General features: G+C 41.2%; 22 protein-coding genes. 9 read left to right on the top strand and 13 right to left on the bottom strand.

Translation table 11 applies throughout. From position 1 onward, the window contains the following. Positions 1-24: 24 nt before the first annotated feature. The 4 genes from KFQ09_RS14905 to KFQ09_RS14890 are packed head-to-tail and all read right to left on the bottom strand — an operon-like array spanning position 25 to position 4,058. The gene (locus KFQ09_RS14905) at positions 25-1,506 is read right to left on the bottom strand and encodes a phytoene desaturase family protein (protein ID WP_255835789.1); all 1,482 of its coding nucleotides are present in this window, start codon (positions 1,504-1,506) and stop codon (positions 25-27) included. Then, positions 1,503-2,630, bottom strand: a complete 1,128-nt coding sequence (locus tag KFQ09_RS14900; RefSeq protein WP_046527564.1) for a glycosyltransferase family 2 protein — start codon at positions 2,628-2,630, stop codon at positions 1,503-1,505. The genes KFQ09_RS14905 and KFQ09_RS14900 overlap by 4 nt, the downstream gene beginning before the upstream one ends. After that, positions 2,615-3,361 (bottom strand): lysophospholipid acyltransferase family protein, encoded by a 747-nt coding sequence (locus tag KFQ09_RS14895; protein ID WP_008342962.1) that lies wholly within the window; start codon positions 3,359-3,361, stop codon positions 2,615-2,617. The genes KFQ09_RS14900 and KFQ09_RS14895 overlap by 16 nt, the downstream gene beginning before the upstream one ends. Further along, positions 3,330-4,058, bottom strand: a complete 729-nt coding sequence (locus tag KFQ09_RS14890; RefSeq protein WP_052320820.1) for a carotenoid biosynthesis protein — start codon at positions 4,056-4,058, stop codon at positions 3,330-3,332. The genes KFQ09_RS14895 and KFQ09_RS14890 overlap by 32 nt, the downstream gene beginning before the upstream one ends. A 173-nt stretch (positions 4,059-4,231) precedes the next feature. On the opposite strand from KFQ09_RS14890, the gene KFQ09_RS14885 reads away from it, so the two are divergent. From KFQ09_RS14885 to KFQ09_RS14875, 3 genes are read left to right on the top strand one after another with little or no spacing between them, the layout of a single operon-like run. After that, the gene (locus tag KFQ09_RS14885; protein ID WP_046527566.1) at positions 4,232-5,233 is read left to right on the top strand and encodes an ABC transporter substrate-binding protein; all 1,002 of its coding nucleotides are present in this window, start codon (positions 4,232-4,234) and stop codon (positions 5,231-5,233) included. A gap of 15 nt (positions 5,234-5,248) precedes the next feature. Then, the gene (locus KFQ09_RS14880; RefSeq protein WP_046527567.1) at positions 5,249-6,019 is read left to right on the top strand and encodes an ABC transporter ATP-binding protein; all 771 of its coding nucleotides are present in this window, start codon (positions 5,249-5,251) and stop codon (positions 6,017-6,019) included. Between the two features lie 34 nt (positions 6,020-6,053). Continuing rightward, positions 6,054-6,800, top strand: coding sequence for an ABC transporter permease (locus KFQ09_RS14875; protein ID WP_370648334.1), 747 nt, complete (start codon positions 6,054-6,056; stop codon positions 6,798-6,800). A gap of 30 nt (positions 6,801-6,830) precedes the next feature. On the opposite strand, the gene ytkD is transcribed toward KFQ09_RS14875, so the two are convergent. Beyond that, the gene (gene ytkD, locus KFQ09_RS14870; RefSeq protein ID WP_008342951.1) at positions 6,831-7,307 is read right to left on the bottom strand and encodes an RNA deprotection pyrophosphohydrolase; all 477 of its coding nucleotides are present in this window, start codon (positions 7,305-7,307) and stop codon (positions 6,831-6,833) included. A 246-nt stretch (positions 7,308-7,553) separates the two neighbouring features. On the opposite strand from ytkD, the gene KFQ09_RS14865 reads away from it, so the two are divergent. Both KFQ09_RS14865 and KFQ09_RS14860 read left to right on the top strand, forming a co-directional pair. Next, on the top strand, positions 7,554-8,207 hold the full coding sequence (locus tag KFQ09_RS14865) for a TerD family protein (RefSeq protein WP_008342950.1): 654 nt from the start codon (positions 7,554-7,556) through the stop codon (positions 8,205-8,207). 22 nt (positions 8,208-8,229) lie between these two features. Beyond that, entirely contained in the window at positions 8,230-9,012 is a 783-nt protein-coding gene (locus KFQ09_RS14860) for an AIM24 family protein (RefSeq protein ID WP_255835788.1), read from the top strand. A 193-nt stretch (positions 9,013-9,205) separates the two neighbouring features. Here the strand turns inward: KFQ09_RS14860 and KFQ09_RS14855 are convergent, their stop codons facing one another. The 4 genes from KFQ09_RS14855 to KFQ09_RS14840 form a co-directional block, all read right to left on the bottom strand. Then, entirely contained in the window at positions 9,206-9,514 is a 309-nt protein-coding gene (locus tag KFQ09_RS14855; RefSeq protein ID WP_008342945.1) for a hypothetical protein, read from the bottom strand. Positions 9,515-9,557: 43 nt separating this feature from the next. Continuing rightward, positions 9,558-9,962 carry a phage holin family protein gene (locus KFQ09_RS14850; protein WP_039964161.1) on the bottom strand — a complete coding sequence of 135 codons (405 nt, stop codon included), beginning with the start codon at positions 9,960-9,962 and terminating at the stop codon, positions 9,558-9,560. A 157-nt stretch (positions 9,963-10,119) separates the two neighbouring features. Continuing rightward, positions 10,120-10,311: a hypothetical protein gene (locus KFQ09_RS14845; protein ID WP_008342942.1), complete on the bottom strand. Its 192-nt coding sequence runs from the start codon at positions 10,309-10,311 to the stop codon at positions 10,120-10,122. A 124-nt stretch (positions 10,312-10,435) separates the two neighbouring features. Next, the gene (locus KFQ09_RS14840) at positions 10,436-10,873 is read right to left on the bottom strand and encodes a Dps family protein (RefSeq protein WP_007501934.1); all 438 of its coding nucleotides are present in this window, start codon (positions 10,871-10,873) and stop codon (positions 10,436-10,438) included. 131 nt (positions 10,874-11,004) lie between these two features. Here KFQ09_RS14840 and ytzI point away from each other — a divergent pair, with 131 nt between their 5' ends. Beyond that, positions 11,005-11,151 (top strand): YtzI protein, encoded by a 147-nt coding sequence (gene ytzI / locus KFQ09_RS14835; RefSeq protein WP_017358370.1) that lies wholly within the window; start codon positions 11,005-11,007, stop codon positions 11,149-11,151. Between the two features lie 8 nt (positions 11,152-11,159). On the opposite strand, the gene KFQ09_RS14830 is transcribed toward ytzI, so the two are convergent. Further along, on the bottom strand, positions 11,160-11,597 hold the full coding sequence (locus KFQ09_RS14830) for a FixH family protein (RefSeq protein ID WP_046344294.1): 438 nt from the start codon (positions 11,595-11,597) through the stop codon (positions 11,160-11,162). Between the two features lie 123 nt (positions 11,598-11,720). Continuing rightward, entirely contained in the window at positions 11,721-12,194 is a 474-nt protein-coding gene (locus KFQ09_RS14825) for an S-ribosylhomocysteine lyase (protein ID WP_008342935.1), read from the bottom strand. A 128-nt stretch (positions 12,195-12,322) separates the two neighbouring features. Here KFQ09_RS14825 and yidD point away from each other — a divergent pair, with 128 nt between their 5' ends. Next, a complete protein-coding gene (gene yidD, locus KFQ09_RS14820; RefSeq protein WP_008342933.1) occupies positions 12,323-12,547 on the top strand; it encodes a membrane protein insertion efficiency factor YidD in 225 nt (74 codons plus the stop codon). A gap of 1 nt (position 12,548) precedes the next feature. On the opposite strand, the gene KFQ09_RS14815 is transcribed toward yidD, so the two are convergent. Further along, complete coding sequence (locus KFQ09_RS14815) at positions 12,549-13,115, bottom strand: beta-class carbonic anhydrase (protein ID WP_025207845.1); 567 nt, start codon at positions 13,113-13,115, stop codon at positions 12,549-12,551. 213 nt (positions 13,116-13,328) lie between these two features. Here KFQ09_RS14815 and KFQ09_RS14810 point away from each other — a divergent pair, with 213 nt between their 5' ends. After that, positions 13,329-14,321 (top strand): metal ABC transporter solute-binding protein, Zn/Mn family, encoded by a 993-nt coding sequence (locus tag KFQ09_RS14810; protein WP_025207846.1) that lies wholly within the window; start codon positions 13,329-13,331, stop codon positions 14,319-14,321. 77 nt (positions 14,322-14,398) lie between these two features. Here KFQ09_RS14810 and KFQ09_RS14805 read toward each other — a convergent pair whose 3' ends face one another. Continuing rightward, the gene (locus KFQ09_RS14805) at positions 14,399-14,641 is read right to left on the bottom strand and encodes a type B 50S ribosomal protein L31 (RefSeq protein ID WP_017358374.1); all 243 of its coding nucleotides are present in this window, start codon (positions 14,639-14,641) and stop codon (positions 14,399-14,401) included. 175 nt (positions 14,642-14,816) lie between these two features. Here KFQ09_RS14805 and KFQ09_RS14800 point away from each other — a divergent pair, with 175 nt between their 5' ends. Next, positions 14,817-16,148: a cytochrome ubiquinol oxidase subunit I gene (locus KFQ09_RS14800; RefSeq protein ID WP_008342925.1), complete on the top strand. Its 1,332-nt coding sequence runs from the start codon at positions 14,817-14,819 to the stop codon at positions 16,146-16,148. The last annotated feature ends 16 nt before the right edge of the window (positions 16,149-16,164 follow it).

The raw sequence follows: 16,164 nt of genomic DNA, 5'->3' as shown, positions 1-16,164 counted from the left end.
GAATTCTCTCCTTTTCATTCGGTGTTACGTCAAATGCTTGATAATGGCTTCTGCGACGAGCTGTCCTGATTTTGTCACCATCGGAGTGCCGCCGCCTGGATGACTTGTGCCGCCAACAAACCAAAGCCCTTCAATATCCTTTGATTGATTATTGATGCGAAAAAATGCCTGCTTGAATGAGTTTGACGACATGCCATAAATGGCCCCATGATACGCTCCCGTTTTTTGCTGTAAATCAAGCGGGGTTTGTACCGCTTCAAATTCTACAAGCTGGTCAAGATCAAAGAGACCCTTTTCCTTTAGTTTTGTTTTCATATGCTGGCCATATGTCTCCTTTAGCATGTCCCAATTTTGCTCTTTTGTCACATATGGCGCATTGGCCAATACAAACAAGTTACTTCGTCCTGGCCCTCCGCTTAAAGCTGGCTCTGAATGACCTGAATAACAGATGTAAAGCGTCGGATCATGAGGAAGCTGTTTTTTCTGAAAAATATCCTTGAATTCTTGTTCATAATTCTCTGGAAAAAACACGTTGTGATGAGACAATTGTTCATAGACTTTAGGGACGCCCAACAAAAGAACAAAACCTGATAACGATGGCTCAATGTTTGCCAGTTTTTGATTTCCAAAGCTCGGGCGGTCTTCTTCATCAATTAATTGGCGATAAACAGTCAGTGCATCTGCCCCCGCAATGACTTGATCTGCTTCATATAACTGCTGATCCGTTTCAACTCCTTGGATTCGCTTATTCTTCACATGAATCTTTTTGACTCGTTCATTGAGATGAATTTGGACACCCAATTCCTTTGCCAGTGTCTCAAATGCCTCAACTAAACGATACGTACCGCCCTTAATACCATAAATGCCTTTTTCTCCTTCTAAATAAGCCATCATATTAAAAATAGCAGGTGCCTCGTATGGAGAAGAGCCAATGTAAGTCGCATACCGGCCAAACATCGCCAATGTATGAGGATGACGAAAATATTGACGTAGCAAGCGCTGAACGGATGTAAAAGGTTTAACTGCAAGAAGGGCTTTCATTAACTTGATATCCGCTTTATCTTTCCAGCTCAATAATAAACGATTTAAAAACTGATCCTCTGCCATTTGAAAAAGCTTCTTCGATTCCTGTAAAAATGCCCGGTATCGCTTTGCATCCTCTGGACTAAAAACTGCAATTTGTGATTCCATTTGCTCAATATCTGGCGTAAACTCGACCGTATGTCCATCTGAAAAAACGTTTTTAGTAAGGGGGAAAATCGGATAAAACGTCACATAATCCTCCATTCGTCTATGACAGGAGGTAAATACTTCTTCAAAATACGCCTTCATTGTAATGGTACTCGGTCCTAAATCAAAAGAGTAGCCAGACGCTTGATGGCGTTGTAATTTCCCGCCTAAAGAAGCTTCTTTTTCTAAAATGGTGACCTGGAAACCGCCTGACTGTAAGCGAATCGCAGCCGATAACCCGCCAAGTCCGCCGCCAATAATGATCACTTTTTTCATTCGTACCTTCTTCCTTTCCATTCATAGCCTTCTTTTTTCAGCCCAATTTTCATAGAAGCAAAACCAATGGCCATCAGGCTCATGATACTGACAGGCAATAAAAAGGCCATCGTAGACGTTCTTCCATTTTCGATATCAATGACCGCTTTAATGGATACACCAAGCCCGTAGCAAAGAAGGGCTAAACAGAGATTGACCACATCAAAATGAATCAGTGCGATCATAAAGCAAATAACAGGAACTACATAAAGGACGGAGTATAAACAAAAGACACTGCTTAACAAAGCAATGCTTCGATTCACTCCCGGGAACAAATTTTTCCGATATCCTTCCCATACTTCCTGTCCACTCTCATACATTCTCATGTAGACAAAAGAATGAATACTTGCCAGTGTGAACGGAAAGCCCTTCGCTTTCACTCGTTTAGCCAAAGCCATATCATCCACGAGCGAATCCTTGATCGCTTCATGACCACCTATTTCGTGATAACAGTTCTTTTCAATGGCAATAAAGCCGCCATGTGCTGCGGCAAAAGCAGGATGTTGAGATGTTTTGACCCACTTCACTGGCAGATGGCAGCCAATCGTAAACATCATCATAGGAACGACAAGATGCTCAAAAGGCGTTCCCGTTTTTTGCTCTGGGAAACCTGAAAGCATGCCCGTTTTTTGTATGCATAACTGCTTGTACACCGCTTCAATAGCTCCTTGTTTTAAGCGGACATCTGCATCTAAAAATAACAGCCAATCAGAAGATGCTGCCTCAGCAAGCTGGGAACAAGCATATGATTTTCCAAGCCATCCTCGTTTCAGTACTTGACCTGACTGCACGTGAATCCATGGATATGTCTCTGCGAATCCCTCTGCAATCATTCTCGTCTGATCTGTCGAGTGATCATCCAGCACGATCAACTCTTTCGGATGGAGACGCTGATCAACAATCGACTGAAGGCAGGCTTCCAGCCGTTTTTCTTCATTTCTCGCTGGAATGAGGATCGATAATGAAATGGGTTCATCAGGTGAAAGAGATGCCGGCTTGAGTACAGGAAATTGCTTCATATTCCAAATCGTAAACATCAATTGGCAGAGCAGCAAAACACTGATGACAATTAAGAAGACCGCCATGTTTTCACCCACTTTTTAAAGGAATCAAACGCATCACTAGTTGACCGGCTTGTCCTTGTCACCTGCCTAAATTGTTCGTTTGTTGAAAAATCTGGATCAGCAATAACCTGTGCTTGATGTGCGTTTAACTGTGTTTCAAGCAGGTCTCCGAGTAAACTTGTTACTTCCTTACTGCGAAGTGATCCGCCAGCTACTAGGACATCTTCTCCAAACTCAACCGATACCGTCGGTTTTTGAAATTGATTAAATGTATAATGTAGCGTCACAGGTTTGATGACGACCTGCTCAAATTGCCTGACTAAAAAAGAAGCTCCGCCTTCCAGTTCAAGCGGCCTTATGTCTTGGTGCATAATTTTCCCCTGCGGGAAGAGCCACACAGCCCCGCCAGCCTCCATCTTCTCCTTTGCGGTCATTAATGCCTGCTTGACACTTTTCAACTTCTCTTTATGAACTGGAAATGCACCAAGTTTTTGAAAAAAAGCATATTGCTTCAACTGCTTCTCTTCCATCATCATGGCATGATCCAGCTCAGACATTTGTTCTATTAAAAGAAAAATGATCAGTCCATCCCACCATGAACTGTGATTAGCAAGATAAAGAACAGGATGCTTCTCCTTTGGGTCAACCGTACCTTTCATCATGACACAGCGAAAATGTTTGTTCAGTAAATATCGTTCAAGATAAAAATAAAAGAGTCGTCTAAACGATCGGTTTTTGTCGCTTTCTTTCAAATCGAACCCTTCCTTCACACAAGATGACAATGATCAGTGCTAAATAAAAAATGACATCCAGCCCGCCCTTTAATGCTAAAAGACCAAAGAAGAACACCATGGCCTGATAAATACGCCCATTCCAGCGCAATGCCTGCTGATCAATGGATACGAGCGGGAACAGAAATGAAAGTCCTGCTCCAATGATACCCCAGCTGACAAAATTCTCAAAAGGGATACCAAAGAAACCTCCGCCGTCATACCACACCCAAAACTTTCGTTCAGCCGCTACCGGATCTAATATGAGATCAAGCAGCACAATCCATATACCCGTTTCGACGGCTCGCTTCCACTTCGATTGTTGTCTTGATAAAAAAAGACTATTTAAAAACACACCAACCCATGCAAAAGCGATCGTCAAAGGCACTCCCGCCACAAGAAATCCTAGCGTCGGATAATAATCATAGGCCCCAAAAGGAAAATCAGTTGTGATTCCCACCCATTCAACCGTAAACGTCAACACACCCACAATGGCTGCTCTTACGATTACAAAGCTCCATGCCCCGTAGATATTTCGGCCAATCTCAATGACGCAGCAGGCGTAAAGCACAAGAAAGATACCATTCGCAAACTGAAGCCATGCCGGCACTTCAAAAAAGACCATTAAAATAAGACCTACTACATACCAACCAACAAATATCCAACTCAATCTATACACGAAACCGCTCCTTTATTTCTACCAAATTCAAGAAAGCATTCATGCTTCTAGTATAGAAAAAAAGACACGTTCTATAAATAAACAATGCGCTTCTTATTTCATCTAGGCACTCACCAAAAATCCCTTTTGACATACTTTAATTAGTGACCTAGAACAAAGGAGGCGAATTACTCTTGAATCGTTCCATTAAAGTCAGACTGGCATTCATATTCGTTGTCCTGCTCTTTATTCCATTTGTCGCCTGTAAAAAAGACCAAGAGCAGACCGTACAAGTAGCCGAGGTGACCCATTCGGTCTTCTATGCACCGCTTTATGTCGCCCTATCCGAAGGATTTTTCAAAGATGAAGGCTTAGAGGTTGAATTAAAAACCACTTGGGGCGGCGATAAAACAATGACAGCTCTCTTATCCGGCGGCGCTGATATCGCTCTGACCGGATCTGAATCTTCTATTTATGTGGAAGCACAAGACACGAAAGACTCTGTCATGAACTTTGCACAGCTGACACAAACAGACGGTACATTTCTTGTTTCAAGGGAAAAAATCAATCAATTCTCTTGGGATCAATTGAAAGGAAAGGACTTTCTCGGTCAACGAAAAGGCGGCATGCCGCAAATGGTCGGTGAATATGTCCTGAAAAAAGAAGGCATTGATTTGAAACAGGATCTTCGCATGATTCAAAATATTGATTTTGCCAACATTTCAGGTGCTTTTTCCTCTGGAACTGGCGATTTTGTGCAGTTATTCGAACCGACAGCTTCCTTAATTGAAAAAGAAGGCAAAGGGTACATTACCGCCTCCTTTGGTGAGGCTTCCGGCAAGGTGCCTTATACCACCTTTATGGCAAAGAAGAGTTACTTAGAGGAAAACAAAGAGACAGCTGAAGCCTTTACTCGTGCCATTTACAAAGCGCAAAAATGGGTCAAAGCAAAGAGCCCAGAGGAAATTGCCGAGACAATCCAATCTCAATTTCCTGATACAGACCTTGATGTCTTATCAACAGCCATTAAACGCTACAAGCAGCAGAACTCCTACGCAACAGATCCCCTTCTAAATGAAGAGGAATGGAACAAATTACAGGAAATCATGAAGGCAAGTGGTGAACTACCGGAATTTATCCCGTACAAACAACTTGTCGATTCATCCATTGCAAGGAAGGTCACAGATCACAAATAGAACAGGAGGTAGCACATGTCTTTCCTTCAAATTGACCATGTGACCCACACGTACTTCTCTTTAAAAGAAAAAACCACGGCCATCAAACACATCAATATGGAGATCACTCAAGGTGAATTCATCTCATTTATTGGTCCCAGCGGCTGCGGGAAAACAACCTTGCTGTCCATCATCGCAGGCATTACGCCACCCTCTGAAGGTCGAATTTTAATCGAAGGAAAAGAACCGAATCAACAGGAGCATCAAATCGGTTATATGCTCCAGCAAGATTATTTGTTCCCATGGAAAACGATCAAGGAAAATGTCATTCTCGGGTTAAAAATTGCAAAACAAGATTCACATGAAGCCACCTCAGCTGCCCTTAGCTTACTGCCAAAGCTTGGACTGCATGATGTCGAAGAAAAATACCCGAAGGAGCTGTCAGGCGGGATGAGGCAGCGTGCGGCTCTCGCCCGAACGCTTGCAGTTGATCCCGGCCTGCTTCTGCTTGATGAGCCATTTTCAGCACTAGATTACCAGACGAAACTGACATTAGAAGACCTCGTCTTTCACACATTAAAAAACTATCAAAAAACGGCTGTTCTTGTCACGCATGACATCGGCGAAGCCATTGCGATGAGTGATCGCATTTTCTTATTCTCAAAGCATCCCGGCTCTATCCAGCGAATGTTTACCGTTCCAGATGATCTGAGGACGCTCTCTCCTTTTGAAGCGAGACAGACAGCAAGTTTCCAAGAGCTCTTTCAAACGATTTGGAAGGAGCTGAAGACAGTTGAAACACAGTGATCTTTTACATGAAGCCTATCGAAAAAAAATTCGAATGGAAAAACGCATGACGCGAGTCTACCAGTTGATCATTTTCGCCAGTTTCTTTTCGCTTTGGGAGCTTGCGAGCCATTTCAGACTGATTGACCCGCTCATTTTCAGTTCACCATCTGCTGTCTGCCAATTGTTTTTACAAAAATTATCAGATGGTTCATTAATCAATCATATGAGCATTACGCTATTTGAAACAGTGCTCGGCTTTCTACTTGGTACTTTTTGCGGCATTTTATTAGCCGCCGCCTTATGGTGGTCCACCCGTCTTGCAAATGTCCTTGATCCTTATTTGGTTATTTTAAATGCGATGCCGAAAGTCGCTCTCGCCCCCATTTTAATTGTTGCCCTTGGACCAGGCATGATCAGCATTGTCGCGATGGGTGCCATTATCAGTGTGATCATTACCACCATCGTCATTTATACAGCCTTTCAAGAAGTCGATGAGAATTATTTAAAAGTCATGAAAACCTTTGGCGCAAAAAAAAGAACGGTCTTCCGTGAGGTCATTTTGCCAGCAAGTATTCCAACGATGATCTCTGCCATTAAGGTCAATGTTGGTCTTTCTTGGGTTGGGGTCATTGTGGGAGAATTCCTTGTATCCTCAAAAGGACTCGGCTATATGATCATCTATGGCTTTCAAGTCTTCAACTTTACACTCGTGTTCTTAAGTCTTTTCATTATCGCCGTCTTCGCCACCATCATGTATCAGCTTGTTGAATGGCTGGAGCGCCGTTTTCTGCAAAAATAAAAAGCACAGGGTCATTTCCCTGCGCTTTTTTTAACGAATCAAACCGTTCTTTTCTAAATAAGCAAGACTTTGTCTCAAGACATCATCTTTCATAATAAAACTGAAATTTTTATTTTTTGCGATGGATCTTGGTAAGTCTGCGAAAAGAACGGGTCCTTTCGTTTCAAAATACGTGTCCTGCTTGACGAGCCTTTCAATATCGGCGAAATAAATATTTTTGACAATGACTTTCTCTCTGCCAAGCACCTGATATTGACCAATATACGTTAATTCACGAACAACAGCACCCGTCTCTTCGTGAATCTCTCGTATAGCGGCTTGATCTGCTTCTTCATTTGGCTCTACTTTCCCTCCTGGAAACTCGTAGCCTCGATCCTCATGTTCAGTAAGTAGCCATTTTCCTTGATAGCGGCAAATAGCCCAAACATGCTTAGGATGACTTGAAAAAGGCTGCTCTTCAAAAGAGAGCTTGACCGTATTATGATAATAGTCTTTAAATACATGCATGTGAAATCCCTCATATCCTGTCCTTGCTTCTTGTAAAACATCATACCACAGATCACATTTCTCTGAAGAATTTTTATGAAAAGTGAAACAAACGAGTGCTTCTATCTCGTCTGTATGTAAAATAAGTATTCTTGCTAAAACCTTTTTATCATCTCCATCCTCATCCCATTTTAATCATGAAACCTTTTGCCCATGACGACGTAAATCAATAAGTGTTTGTCCTACACAGACGAGGAGGAAACCAGCATGAGCATCACAAATGGATCAAAACAAGAAAATAACAAAGCATGGCCAATGAGGCAACATGAGAAAGAAGACGCTTCTCTTGAGGCAGTGAAGAAACACCTCATGAAAGGACAAAAGTTAGATTTAACAAAAGACAATCCAAATATAGATCAAATTCATATCGGACTTGGCTGGGACTTATCTGGTCAGCCAATTGATTTAGATACGCAAGTGTTTCTCTTAAATGAAGAGGACAAGCTTCTGTCTCCAAAACACCTGATCTATTATCATCAGCAGCAAAGCTTAGATGGAGCTGTTCGCCATCTAGGTGATCATCAGGTCGGCGGAGGCCATCGGGACAATGAGATCATCATTATGCAGCTAAGCAGAGTCTCACCCGATATTCATAAAATCGTCGTAACTGCCACCATACATGATGCACACGAGCGGGCACATCATTTCGGACAGGTGACCAATGCCTACTTGCGCCTTTCAGATCAAATCACACAACAGGAGATTTGTACCTTTCAGTTAACAGAAGATTATTCATTTTGTACATCCATCATTTGTGCTGAACTAACGAGAGTTGAGAACGAATGGAAAATCACCGCTACCGGACAAGGTACGACCCTTGATTTAAACGACCTATGCCGCATCTACGGATTCACATCTTGACAAAGGAAAGGAGCTGGCACAAATGGGATTTCATTTCAACACGATCGAAGAACTGACCTTACAAGCAGAAGGCAACGGGATCTTTTTTGCCAAAAAAGGCGCTATGATTGCCGATCAAGGTACATTTCAATACCGTAAACGATTACTTGGGACGAATAAAGGAAATATGGTCAGCCAAGTATTTAATCATATTAGCAGAAAGTTAACAGGTGAAAACCTTGAGATGATGGAAGTGAGTGGACAAGGCACTTGCTACTTGGCTGATTCTAGCGAGCATGTGACTGTCATCAATCTTGAGCCGAACGGTCCTTGGCAACATGTTAGCGTGGAAAGTGAAGATTTACTTGCCTTTACTGAAGAATGTCACTATGGCGTGACACCAGTAGGCGTTGGGATTTTATCACAAAAAGGGCTATTTACTTCAAAGCTCTCGTATCAAGGTCACGGGGCGCAGGTTGCCATCAAAACAAATGGAAACCCGCTGATTTTAAAAGCACCTTGCCGTGTAGATCCTGACACCATTGTCGCTTGGACGGGCAAAGCACCGAAAGTCAAATTAGATGTGAACTGGAAAACGTTCATTGGACAAACATCGGGCGAATCCTACTTGTTTGAATTTCATGAACAGGACCAAATTGTGATTATCCAGCCATCCGAACGAACATCTGGAATGCGGGTCGGGATAGATGATAACCGGTACAAACCCCAGAGTCAGAGTACCTCACACGAAATCACCAACTCACAGCAGGAAAATAGAGGCGGAATCAGTGATCTAATCGGGGGTATCTTACAGCCTCGAAAATAAAAGCATGTAGAATGTCTCTACATACTTTCAGATCGTTGACAAAAGGCTAAAATGAACTTTCTTTTAGCCTTTTGTCTTCTTTTCAGCGTGATAGAAAACCTTTGCAGTCTAGGAAGGACGAGTACTGGCGCAGAGCGAATTTGACATTCATGAGCACCTGACAAAGGATGCGAGGGTTTGTCTACATGCTTTTTCAATTCATCAGTCCATTCGTCTCAATAAAGTTCTTTGTCTCTTCGTTACCGAGATCATGAATCATCGAGTAAATCTCTTTTCTTTTCCTATCCATTTCGTCATTTGGACTATCATAATGATATTCAAGAAATGGAACATGCGCCCGAAAGAAACCTTTCCAATCTGTCATATACTGTTCATCAAAATACTCTCTTAACTGCAAGATTTGGTCATCATCTGCTTCTATCTGAAATTGCCAAGCAGCCGCATCTCTGTGCTGTGAGATCGATCCGTCTTGAACGGATACATAGTATGTGTGTCTCGCCATCTGATTCATCCTTTTTCCTTTAGTATGACCAGATATGAAGAAATTACGGCTTTTTGCGCAATTTATTTTTCATCATGTCTAACACATCAATAAACAACTGTGGAATAGGAATTCCGAGAGCTCTGGCTGTTGAGACAATCTGGTACGATTCATAAATAATATAAAAGATGAGCGCTAAATCCTTAATTGTCCCCCCAGTCTTCAGCATGACATCGAAGAAATGTGCCATGGATATTAAAGAAATCGTCACAACCTTTCGAACAAGCCTGGTTAAAAAACGCTTCATCGTAAGTTGTCCAGTCACAGATTCCCTTAGGCTTGAACAAATTAATTCAATAGCCATTAGTGTTACTAATATCATGAGTAAATATCCTGCTCCACCAAACAGAAAGCCCATTGCCGACAAACTGACTGTAAACAACGAAAAGATGCCTAAATCCTTGCTCACTTGGCATCAACATCCTTTCATAGTGGAACTTCTTACCTCAATAGTATATGCCGCATTTGATGAATAGCTTGGACGACAAAAAATAAAGGCATGGTTAGCTGTTCAAAAAATTCGTGAAGCGCATAAAAAGAGCCGCCTGTGACGGCGGCTTTCTTGGTTAAACTCTGACATCAATAAACGTAGCATCTGAATCTTTGGGCTGAACAGCTTGAGGCTGCTGCTGCACTTGATCGAGCATCACCATAGCTTGGGCTGTGTTCGTGGCAAGCTGTGAATTCAATAAACTGATATTAAGTGTTTTTTGAATACTCGCCACTTGCTGGCTCATCATTCCTGCAATTGAGGACATTTTCTCCCCTCCCTTCCCTTTTCTCTTCGGCTGAAAGCCCCATCAATTCAATGGGCTGTCTGTCACAAATCCACAAAAAAAGAATGCCGATCTGTTTAATGATCGACATTCCTTTCACACTCGCTTATCCTAAGTATGCTTTGAGCATCCAGTTGTGTTTTTCAATGGATTGATGAATCGCAAGCAGCATATCACCTGTTGTTTCATCGCCAACTTCTGCAGCCAGCTCCATGCCTCGCTTAAGTTCTTCTGCAATATTAGAGAAATCATCATACAGATTTTTCACCATTTGCTCGGCTGATTCATTGCCTTCCGCTTCTTGAATGCTAGAAATTTCTAAGCACTCTTTCATTGTCGCAACAGGTTGTCCATTTAATGCGAGCATACGCTCAGCCAAATCATCGATATAAGTGGCTGTTTCTGTATATAATTCCTCGAATTTTTCATGGAGTGTAAAGAAATCTTTTCCCTTTACATACCAGTGATAGTTATGTAATTTTACGTAAAGCACAGTCCAATCTGCTACTTGTTTATTGACGACGTTTAATAATTTTTCAGACATGTTGATTCCTCCTTATGTAGTTGCGTTTAGTATGGGATTACCCTTTTTTTATTATACTGAAACCTGCCATCATTTTCTTCTATTTTGACCGCATGAAATATATGTTAATATGGAAATAAGGAGGGAGTTAGATGCTGTTACTTGGGATTATCAGCTTTATCATTATCTCAATCGTTGTCTTTTTATCACTGTGGACGACATCAAAGGCTTATGATTACAAGCATAAAGTCGATTCACCACAGGATGCTGAACCAAACCAACGTCCTAACCCAAAATAAAACCGCTTTCAATGATGTGAGGTATCTTCTTCTTCAGTAGATGAACTCTCTTTTTTCACATCACCTACATGGATGTTTGTCTTCGGCATATTATGCTGCTGTTTAGCTGTCACATGGACTTGTATGATATAAAGGCCATCTTGTTTGAAAGCTGTATGCAATTCATATACACCTTTCTCCTTTTTCTTTGGCTGAATCATCTTGCTGTTATCCTTGTCGCCATCTTTCCACACTTCAAATTGAACATCATCTGCATCATCAACAGGCGTATCACCATATGTGACAGCTGCTTTTACGATAACGTTTTCATTTTTCTCCACTTGCTCCGGCCCTGTTAGTTTGACTTCTAATAGCTCAGGCACTTCTCCCTTGTCATTGCTCGCTGCCGAGTTTCCACATGCACTAAGTAATACGAGCATCAAAATGATTCCTACCATTTTCCGCATTCGTGTATCCCCCTTTTTTTACTGACATGTCCATTTTAACAAATATCCCCTATTTTAACAGCTCTCGTTTCATTTCATATAAAAAACCGGACATTCAATATGTCCGGTTCATCATCTTACTGATTATCCAAATACTTTTAATAGCTCTTCTTGATCCTGAGACAGCCAGAAACGCATTAAACGTTTTGCTCCTTCAAGATCATGAAGCTTCGCTTGACCGCACTGCTCTTCATTTGCAGCAGGAATTTCTGTTACTTCCACTGCATCTTTGAATGTTGCATCAAGCAGTTCAACGATCTCTCTTGGTGTCGGTGCACCGCTGACAACTAAATAGTAGCCAGTCTGGCAGCCCATCGGAGAAATATCAATGATATCAAAATGATCGTATTTCTCTGAGTGTGTTCTAATATTAAACGCAAGTAAATGCTCTAATGTATGAATCGTATCAGGTTTCATTGCCTGCTTGTTTGGCTGACAAAAACGGATATCAAATTTGTTCACTTCCCCATCTGATCCCACTTTATGAACGCCGCAATGACGAACGTATGGTGCTTTTACAGCATTATGGTCAAGTTCAAAGCTTTCAACTGAAGGCATTAATCACCACTCCTATAATTGCAATTTTCTATATTATAACATATTGTTCCGACCAGTTTAGTTTATAAAACTTCCCTTCCTTGTCCTTTTTTCTTATACTGTGAAAAGACAGACAAGGAGGAACCTCTATGAAACAAATTTTTATCGGCATCATTCGCTTTTATCAAAAATGCATTTCCCCTCTGACACCGCCGAGCTGCAGGTTTTACCCCACTTGCTCTAACTACGGGCTAGAGGCGATCAAAACGCATGGCGCTTTAAAAGGCGGATGGCTCACGATTAAGCGAATTTTAAAATGTCACCCGCTGCATCCTGGAGGCATGGATCCGGTCCCGCCTAAAAAGGAAAAATAACTTACTTTTCTTCATAACCATTGACAACTACGTCAAGCTTACCTGTTCCAGGATCAATCACTAGACCATGCACAGGCACATCAGATGGAAGAAGCGGATGATTTTTAACGACAGACACACTGTCCTTCACGCTATCTTCAACTGAGCTAAAGCTTTTGAGCCACTGTTGAAAATCGATCCCTGAGTATTCCAGTACTTCAATTCGTTTTTCGGGAATACCGCGCTCAACGGCTTTATTTAAGAGGGTTTGGCTGTCTATTTTACTCATACCACAATCGTGATGCCCAATGACGTACACCTCGTCAGCATTCAATTCATAAACAGCCACTAAAATGCTTCGCATAATACTTCCAAATGGGTGAGAAACAAGAGCGCCAGCACTTTTGACAATTTTAATATCGCCATTTTTCATGTTCATGGCGCGCGGAAGCAGTTCAACAAGTCTTGTATCCATACATGATAGAATGACAGCTTTTTTCTGTGGAAACTTCGTTGTTGTAAACTCTTCATATCGCTTCTCTTCAATAAATTGTTGGTTATATTCGATGATTTCGTCTAAAAGTTTCATAAGTTTGTCCATTCCTTTTTCTTTTTTTAAAAATAAATATAGCACAATGTTTTAAATTTCGTCACGTTTTGACGTCTATTTTTTTAGAGGAAACATCTTCTGATGAAAATTTTTTATTTTCCTCTTTTCAAATCGTAATTATTACGATACAATAACTCAGGACATTAAATCGTAATCATTTCTATCTAATAGGTTGAGAGGAGACATTCTTAGATGAAAAAAATCTTTTTTATTTTAACAGCTGCTTTATTAGCGGTCGGTCTTGCCGCTTGCTCAAGCAGTGCGGGGACAAATGCTTCAAAAGGAAAAGCAGACGGGAAATTAACTATTTACACGACGATCTTCCCTATTCAAGATTTCACTGAAAAAATTGGCGGCTCTCACGTGAACGCTCAAAGTGTCTATCCTGCCAATGCAGATGCACACAGCTTTGAACCAAGTTCAAAAACGATGGTTGAAATGGCTGAAGGAGATGCCTTTATTTACAGCGGAACAGGTGCTGAAGCATTTGCTGATAAAACGGCTTCTACGTTAAAAGACCAAGGCGTGAAAACAGTGAAAGCAGCCGAAGGCATCAAGCTATTATCAACACAAGAAGAACATGCTCATGAAGAAGGTGAGGACCATGATCACGATCATGAAGGTGAAGATCATGACCATGATGGACACGACCACGGAGATAAAGATCCCCATGCATGGCTAGACCCTGTTTATGCACAACAAATGGCAAAAAACATTAAAGACACACTCGTTTCACTAGATCCAGATCATAAAGACGAATACACAAAAAACTATGAATCACTAAAAAAAGAATTACAATCGTTAGATCAGGAATTCAAAACAACGTTATCTAAAGCAAAACATAAAGAAATTCTTGTTTCTCACGCAGCATACGGCTACTGGGAAAAACGCTATGGCATTGAGCAAATCAGTGTACTAGGACTCTCTGCTTCTGAAGAGCCTTCCCAAAAACAGCTTGAAAATATCGTACAACAGGCAGAAAAGCATCACATCAAGTATGTCATTTTTGAAAATAACGTCAGCAGTAAAGTATCAGATACGATTCGCAGTGAAATTGGAGCAAAAAGCCTTACACTGAAAAATCTAGAATCCATTACAGAAGATGATGCTAAAAATGGCGAAAGCTATGTCAGCTTAATGAAACAAAATTTAAACACATTAAAAACAGCTTTAAATGTTGAATGAATTCATGAACCCCGTGCGATCAGCCGGGGTTTTTTACTGCACAAAAAAACACACCATGATCAGGTGTGTTTCTTTGTCTACATTTGGTATTTTTTCTTAAACTGCTCCGCTCTGCCGCCTTTTTCTCCGAATTTCTGGCGTCCTGTATAAAATGGATGCGTATCAGAGCTTGTCTCTACTTTAATGACAGGATAAGTCTTCCCATCTTCCCACTCTACGGTCTCATGTGATGTCTTTGTTGATCTACTTAAGAAGCGGTAACCGCTGTTTACGTCCATAAATACAACTTCATGTGAGGTTGGATGAATATCTCTTTTCAATGTCAAAACTCCCTTCATCATTAAAACGTAACGATTACGTTTTATAATTATATTCTACTCCCTCTTTTACAACTTGTCAAAAAACAAGCTTTCTTAATCAGGAAGAATAATCTAAAAATGGTGGAGAATAATAAACACCATCAAAAGAGATGCGATAAGAAAGGCGGAGAAAAAATTGACTGATCTCGTTTTAGCTAGAAGTCTGTTCGGCACAACAATGGGCTTCCATATTATTTATGCCTCGCTTGGCGTAGGCATCCCGCTAATGATTTTGTTAGCTGAACTCATCTTTCAAAAAACGAAGGACCCGCATTATGCCATCATGGCCAAACGATGGACAAAAGCGCAGGCTGTTCTGTTAGGGGTCGCCATTCCAACCGGTACCATTGCTGGTACGCAGCTTGCCCTTCTATGGCCTGGTTTTATGGAGGTCATCGGAAAAGTCATGTCACTGCCATTTCAAATAGAAATTTATGCTTTCTTTATTGAAGCATTATTTATGTCTATTTATGTGTACGCAGCAGATCGTTTATCACCAGCCATGCGCATCATTACCGTTATTTTCGTTGTCATTGGTGCAGCAGCTTCAGCGATTCTCATTACAAACGTACATGCTTTTGAAGGAACACCCGCTGGCTTTCAAATGGTCAATGGAGAAATAACGAATATCGAACCTTGGAAGGCCTTTTTTAATCCAAGTTTTGTTGTCACTGCTACACATGTAGTACTGTCTGCTTTTACAACAGGCGCTTTTGTCATTGCTTCTGTCGCTGCATTTAAAATGTTGAAAACAAGAAAAAACGAAAAGCTCTATACCTTTCATCGAAAAGCCCTTTTTCTTGGACTGATTGTTGGTGGACTTTTCTCTTTTCTCACAGCCTTAAACGGTCACGAATCAGCTCAGCTTCTGTATGAATATCAGCCTGAAAAATTAGCGGGTGCTGAAGGTTTATTTGAAACGCAATCACATGCGCCTCTGGCTATTGGCGGTTTTACTGATGCCAATACGCAAGAAATCAAAGGAGCAATCGAAATCCCTTGGGCGCTTAGTTTTCTTGCAGGAAATAGCTTTGATACTGTGGTTAAAGGGTTAAATGATTTCCCTAGGGACGAGTGGCCGCCTTTATTTATTCACACATTATTTAACGGAATGGTCATTATCGGCTCATTGCTCATTTTCTTTGCTATGTTAGCACTGTTTTACCGCAAAATTTTAAAACGCGACCATTACCCAAAATGGCTGCTTGTCCTTTATTTATTTGGCGGGCCTCTTAGTCTCTTGGCGATTGAATTCGGCTGGATCTTTGCCTGTACAGGCCGTCAGCCATGGGTGATTTATCGAATGCTCAAAACCTCTGAAGTCGTCACATCATCAGGATCTATCGGTACACTTTTCATCCTTTTTGCCATTGTCTATCTCATTTTAGGCATCGCAACTGTGATTGTACTGACGTACTACTTTAGAAAACATTCAATTGAAGAAGACTTACGGTTAACAGAATCTTAAAAAGGGAGCGATCTTG

The sequence above is a fragment of the Bacillus sp. FS02 genome, from assembly GCF_024398395.1.
GTDB lineage: Bacteria > Bacillota > Bacilli > Bacillales > Bacillaceae > Bacillus > Bacillus altitudinis.
Note: the sequence above shows the minus strand (reverse complement) of the source record. Positions and strands in the feature narration are given on the sequence as shown.

Excerpts from the sequence above, each read along its gene's own strand:
- KFQ09_RS14905 (WP_255835789.1), bottom strand. The coding sequence starts at position 1,506 with ATGAAAAAAGTGATCATTATTGGCGGCGGACTTGGCGGGTTATCGGCT.
- KFQ09_RS14900 (WP_046527564.1), bottom strand. The coding sequence starts at position 2,630 with ATGGCGGTCTTCTTAATTGTCATCAGTGTTTTGCTGCTCTGCCAATTG.
- KFQ09_RS14880 (WP_046527567.1), top strand. The coding sequence starts at position 5,249 with ATGTCTTTCCTTCAAATTGACCATGTGACCCACACGTACTTCTCTTTA.
- KFQ09_RS14875 (WP_370648334.1), top strand. The coding sequence starts at position 6,054 with ATGGAAAAACGCATGACGCGAGTCTACCAGTTGATCATTTTCGCCAGT.
- ytkD (WP_008342951.1), bottom strand. The coding sequence starts at position 7,307 with ATGCATGTATTTAAAGACTATTATCATAATACGGTCAAGCTCTCTTTT.
- KFQ09_RS14865 (WP_008342950.1), top strand. The coding sequence starts at position 7,554 with ATGAGCATCACAAATGGATCAAAACAAGAAAATAACAAAGCATGGCCA.
- KFQ09_RS14860 (WP_255835788.1), top strand. The coding sequence starts at position 8,230 with ATGGGATTTCATTTCAACACGATCGAAGAACTGACCTTACAAGCAGAA.
- KFQ09_RS14855 (WP_008342945.1), bottom strand. The coding sequence starts at position 9,514 with ATGGCGAGACACACATACTATGTATCCGTTCAAGACGGATCGATCTCA.
- KFQ09_RS14845 (WP_008342942.1), bottom strand. The coding sequence starts at position 10,311 with ATGTCCTCAATTGCAGGAATGATGAGCCAGCAAGTGGCGAGTATTCAA.
- KFQ09_RS14840 (WP_007501934.1), bottom strand. The coding sequence starts at position 10,873 with ATGTCTGAAAAATTATTAAACGTCGTCAATAAACAAGTAGCAGATTGG.
- ytzI (WP_017358370.1), top strand. The coding sequence starts at position 11,005 with ATGCTGTTACTTGGGATTATCAGCTTTATCATTATCTCAATCGTTGTC.
- KFQ09_RS14830 (WP_046344294.1), bottom strand. The coding sequence starts at position 11,597 with ATGCGGAAAATGGTAGGAATCATTTTGATGCTCGTATTACTTAGTGCA.
- KFQ09_RS14825 (WP_008342935.1), bottom strand. The coding sequence starts at position 12,194 with ATGCCTTCAGTTGAAAGCTTTGAACTTGACCATAATGCTGTAAAAGCA.
- yidD (WP_008342933.1), top strand. The coding sequence starts at position 12,323 with ATGAAACAAATTTTTATCGGCATCATTCGCTTTTATCAAAAATGCATT.
- KFQ09_RS14815 (WP_025207845.1), bottom strand. The coding sequence starts at position 13,115 with ATGAAACTTTTAGACGAAATCATCGAATATAACCAACAATTTATTGAA.
- KFQ09_RS14810 (WP_025207846.1), top strand. The coding sequence starts at position 13,329 with ATGAAAAAAATCTTTTTTATTTTAACAGCTGCTTTATTAGCGGTCGGT.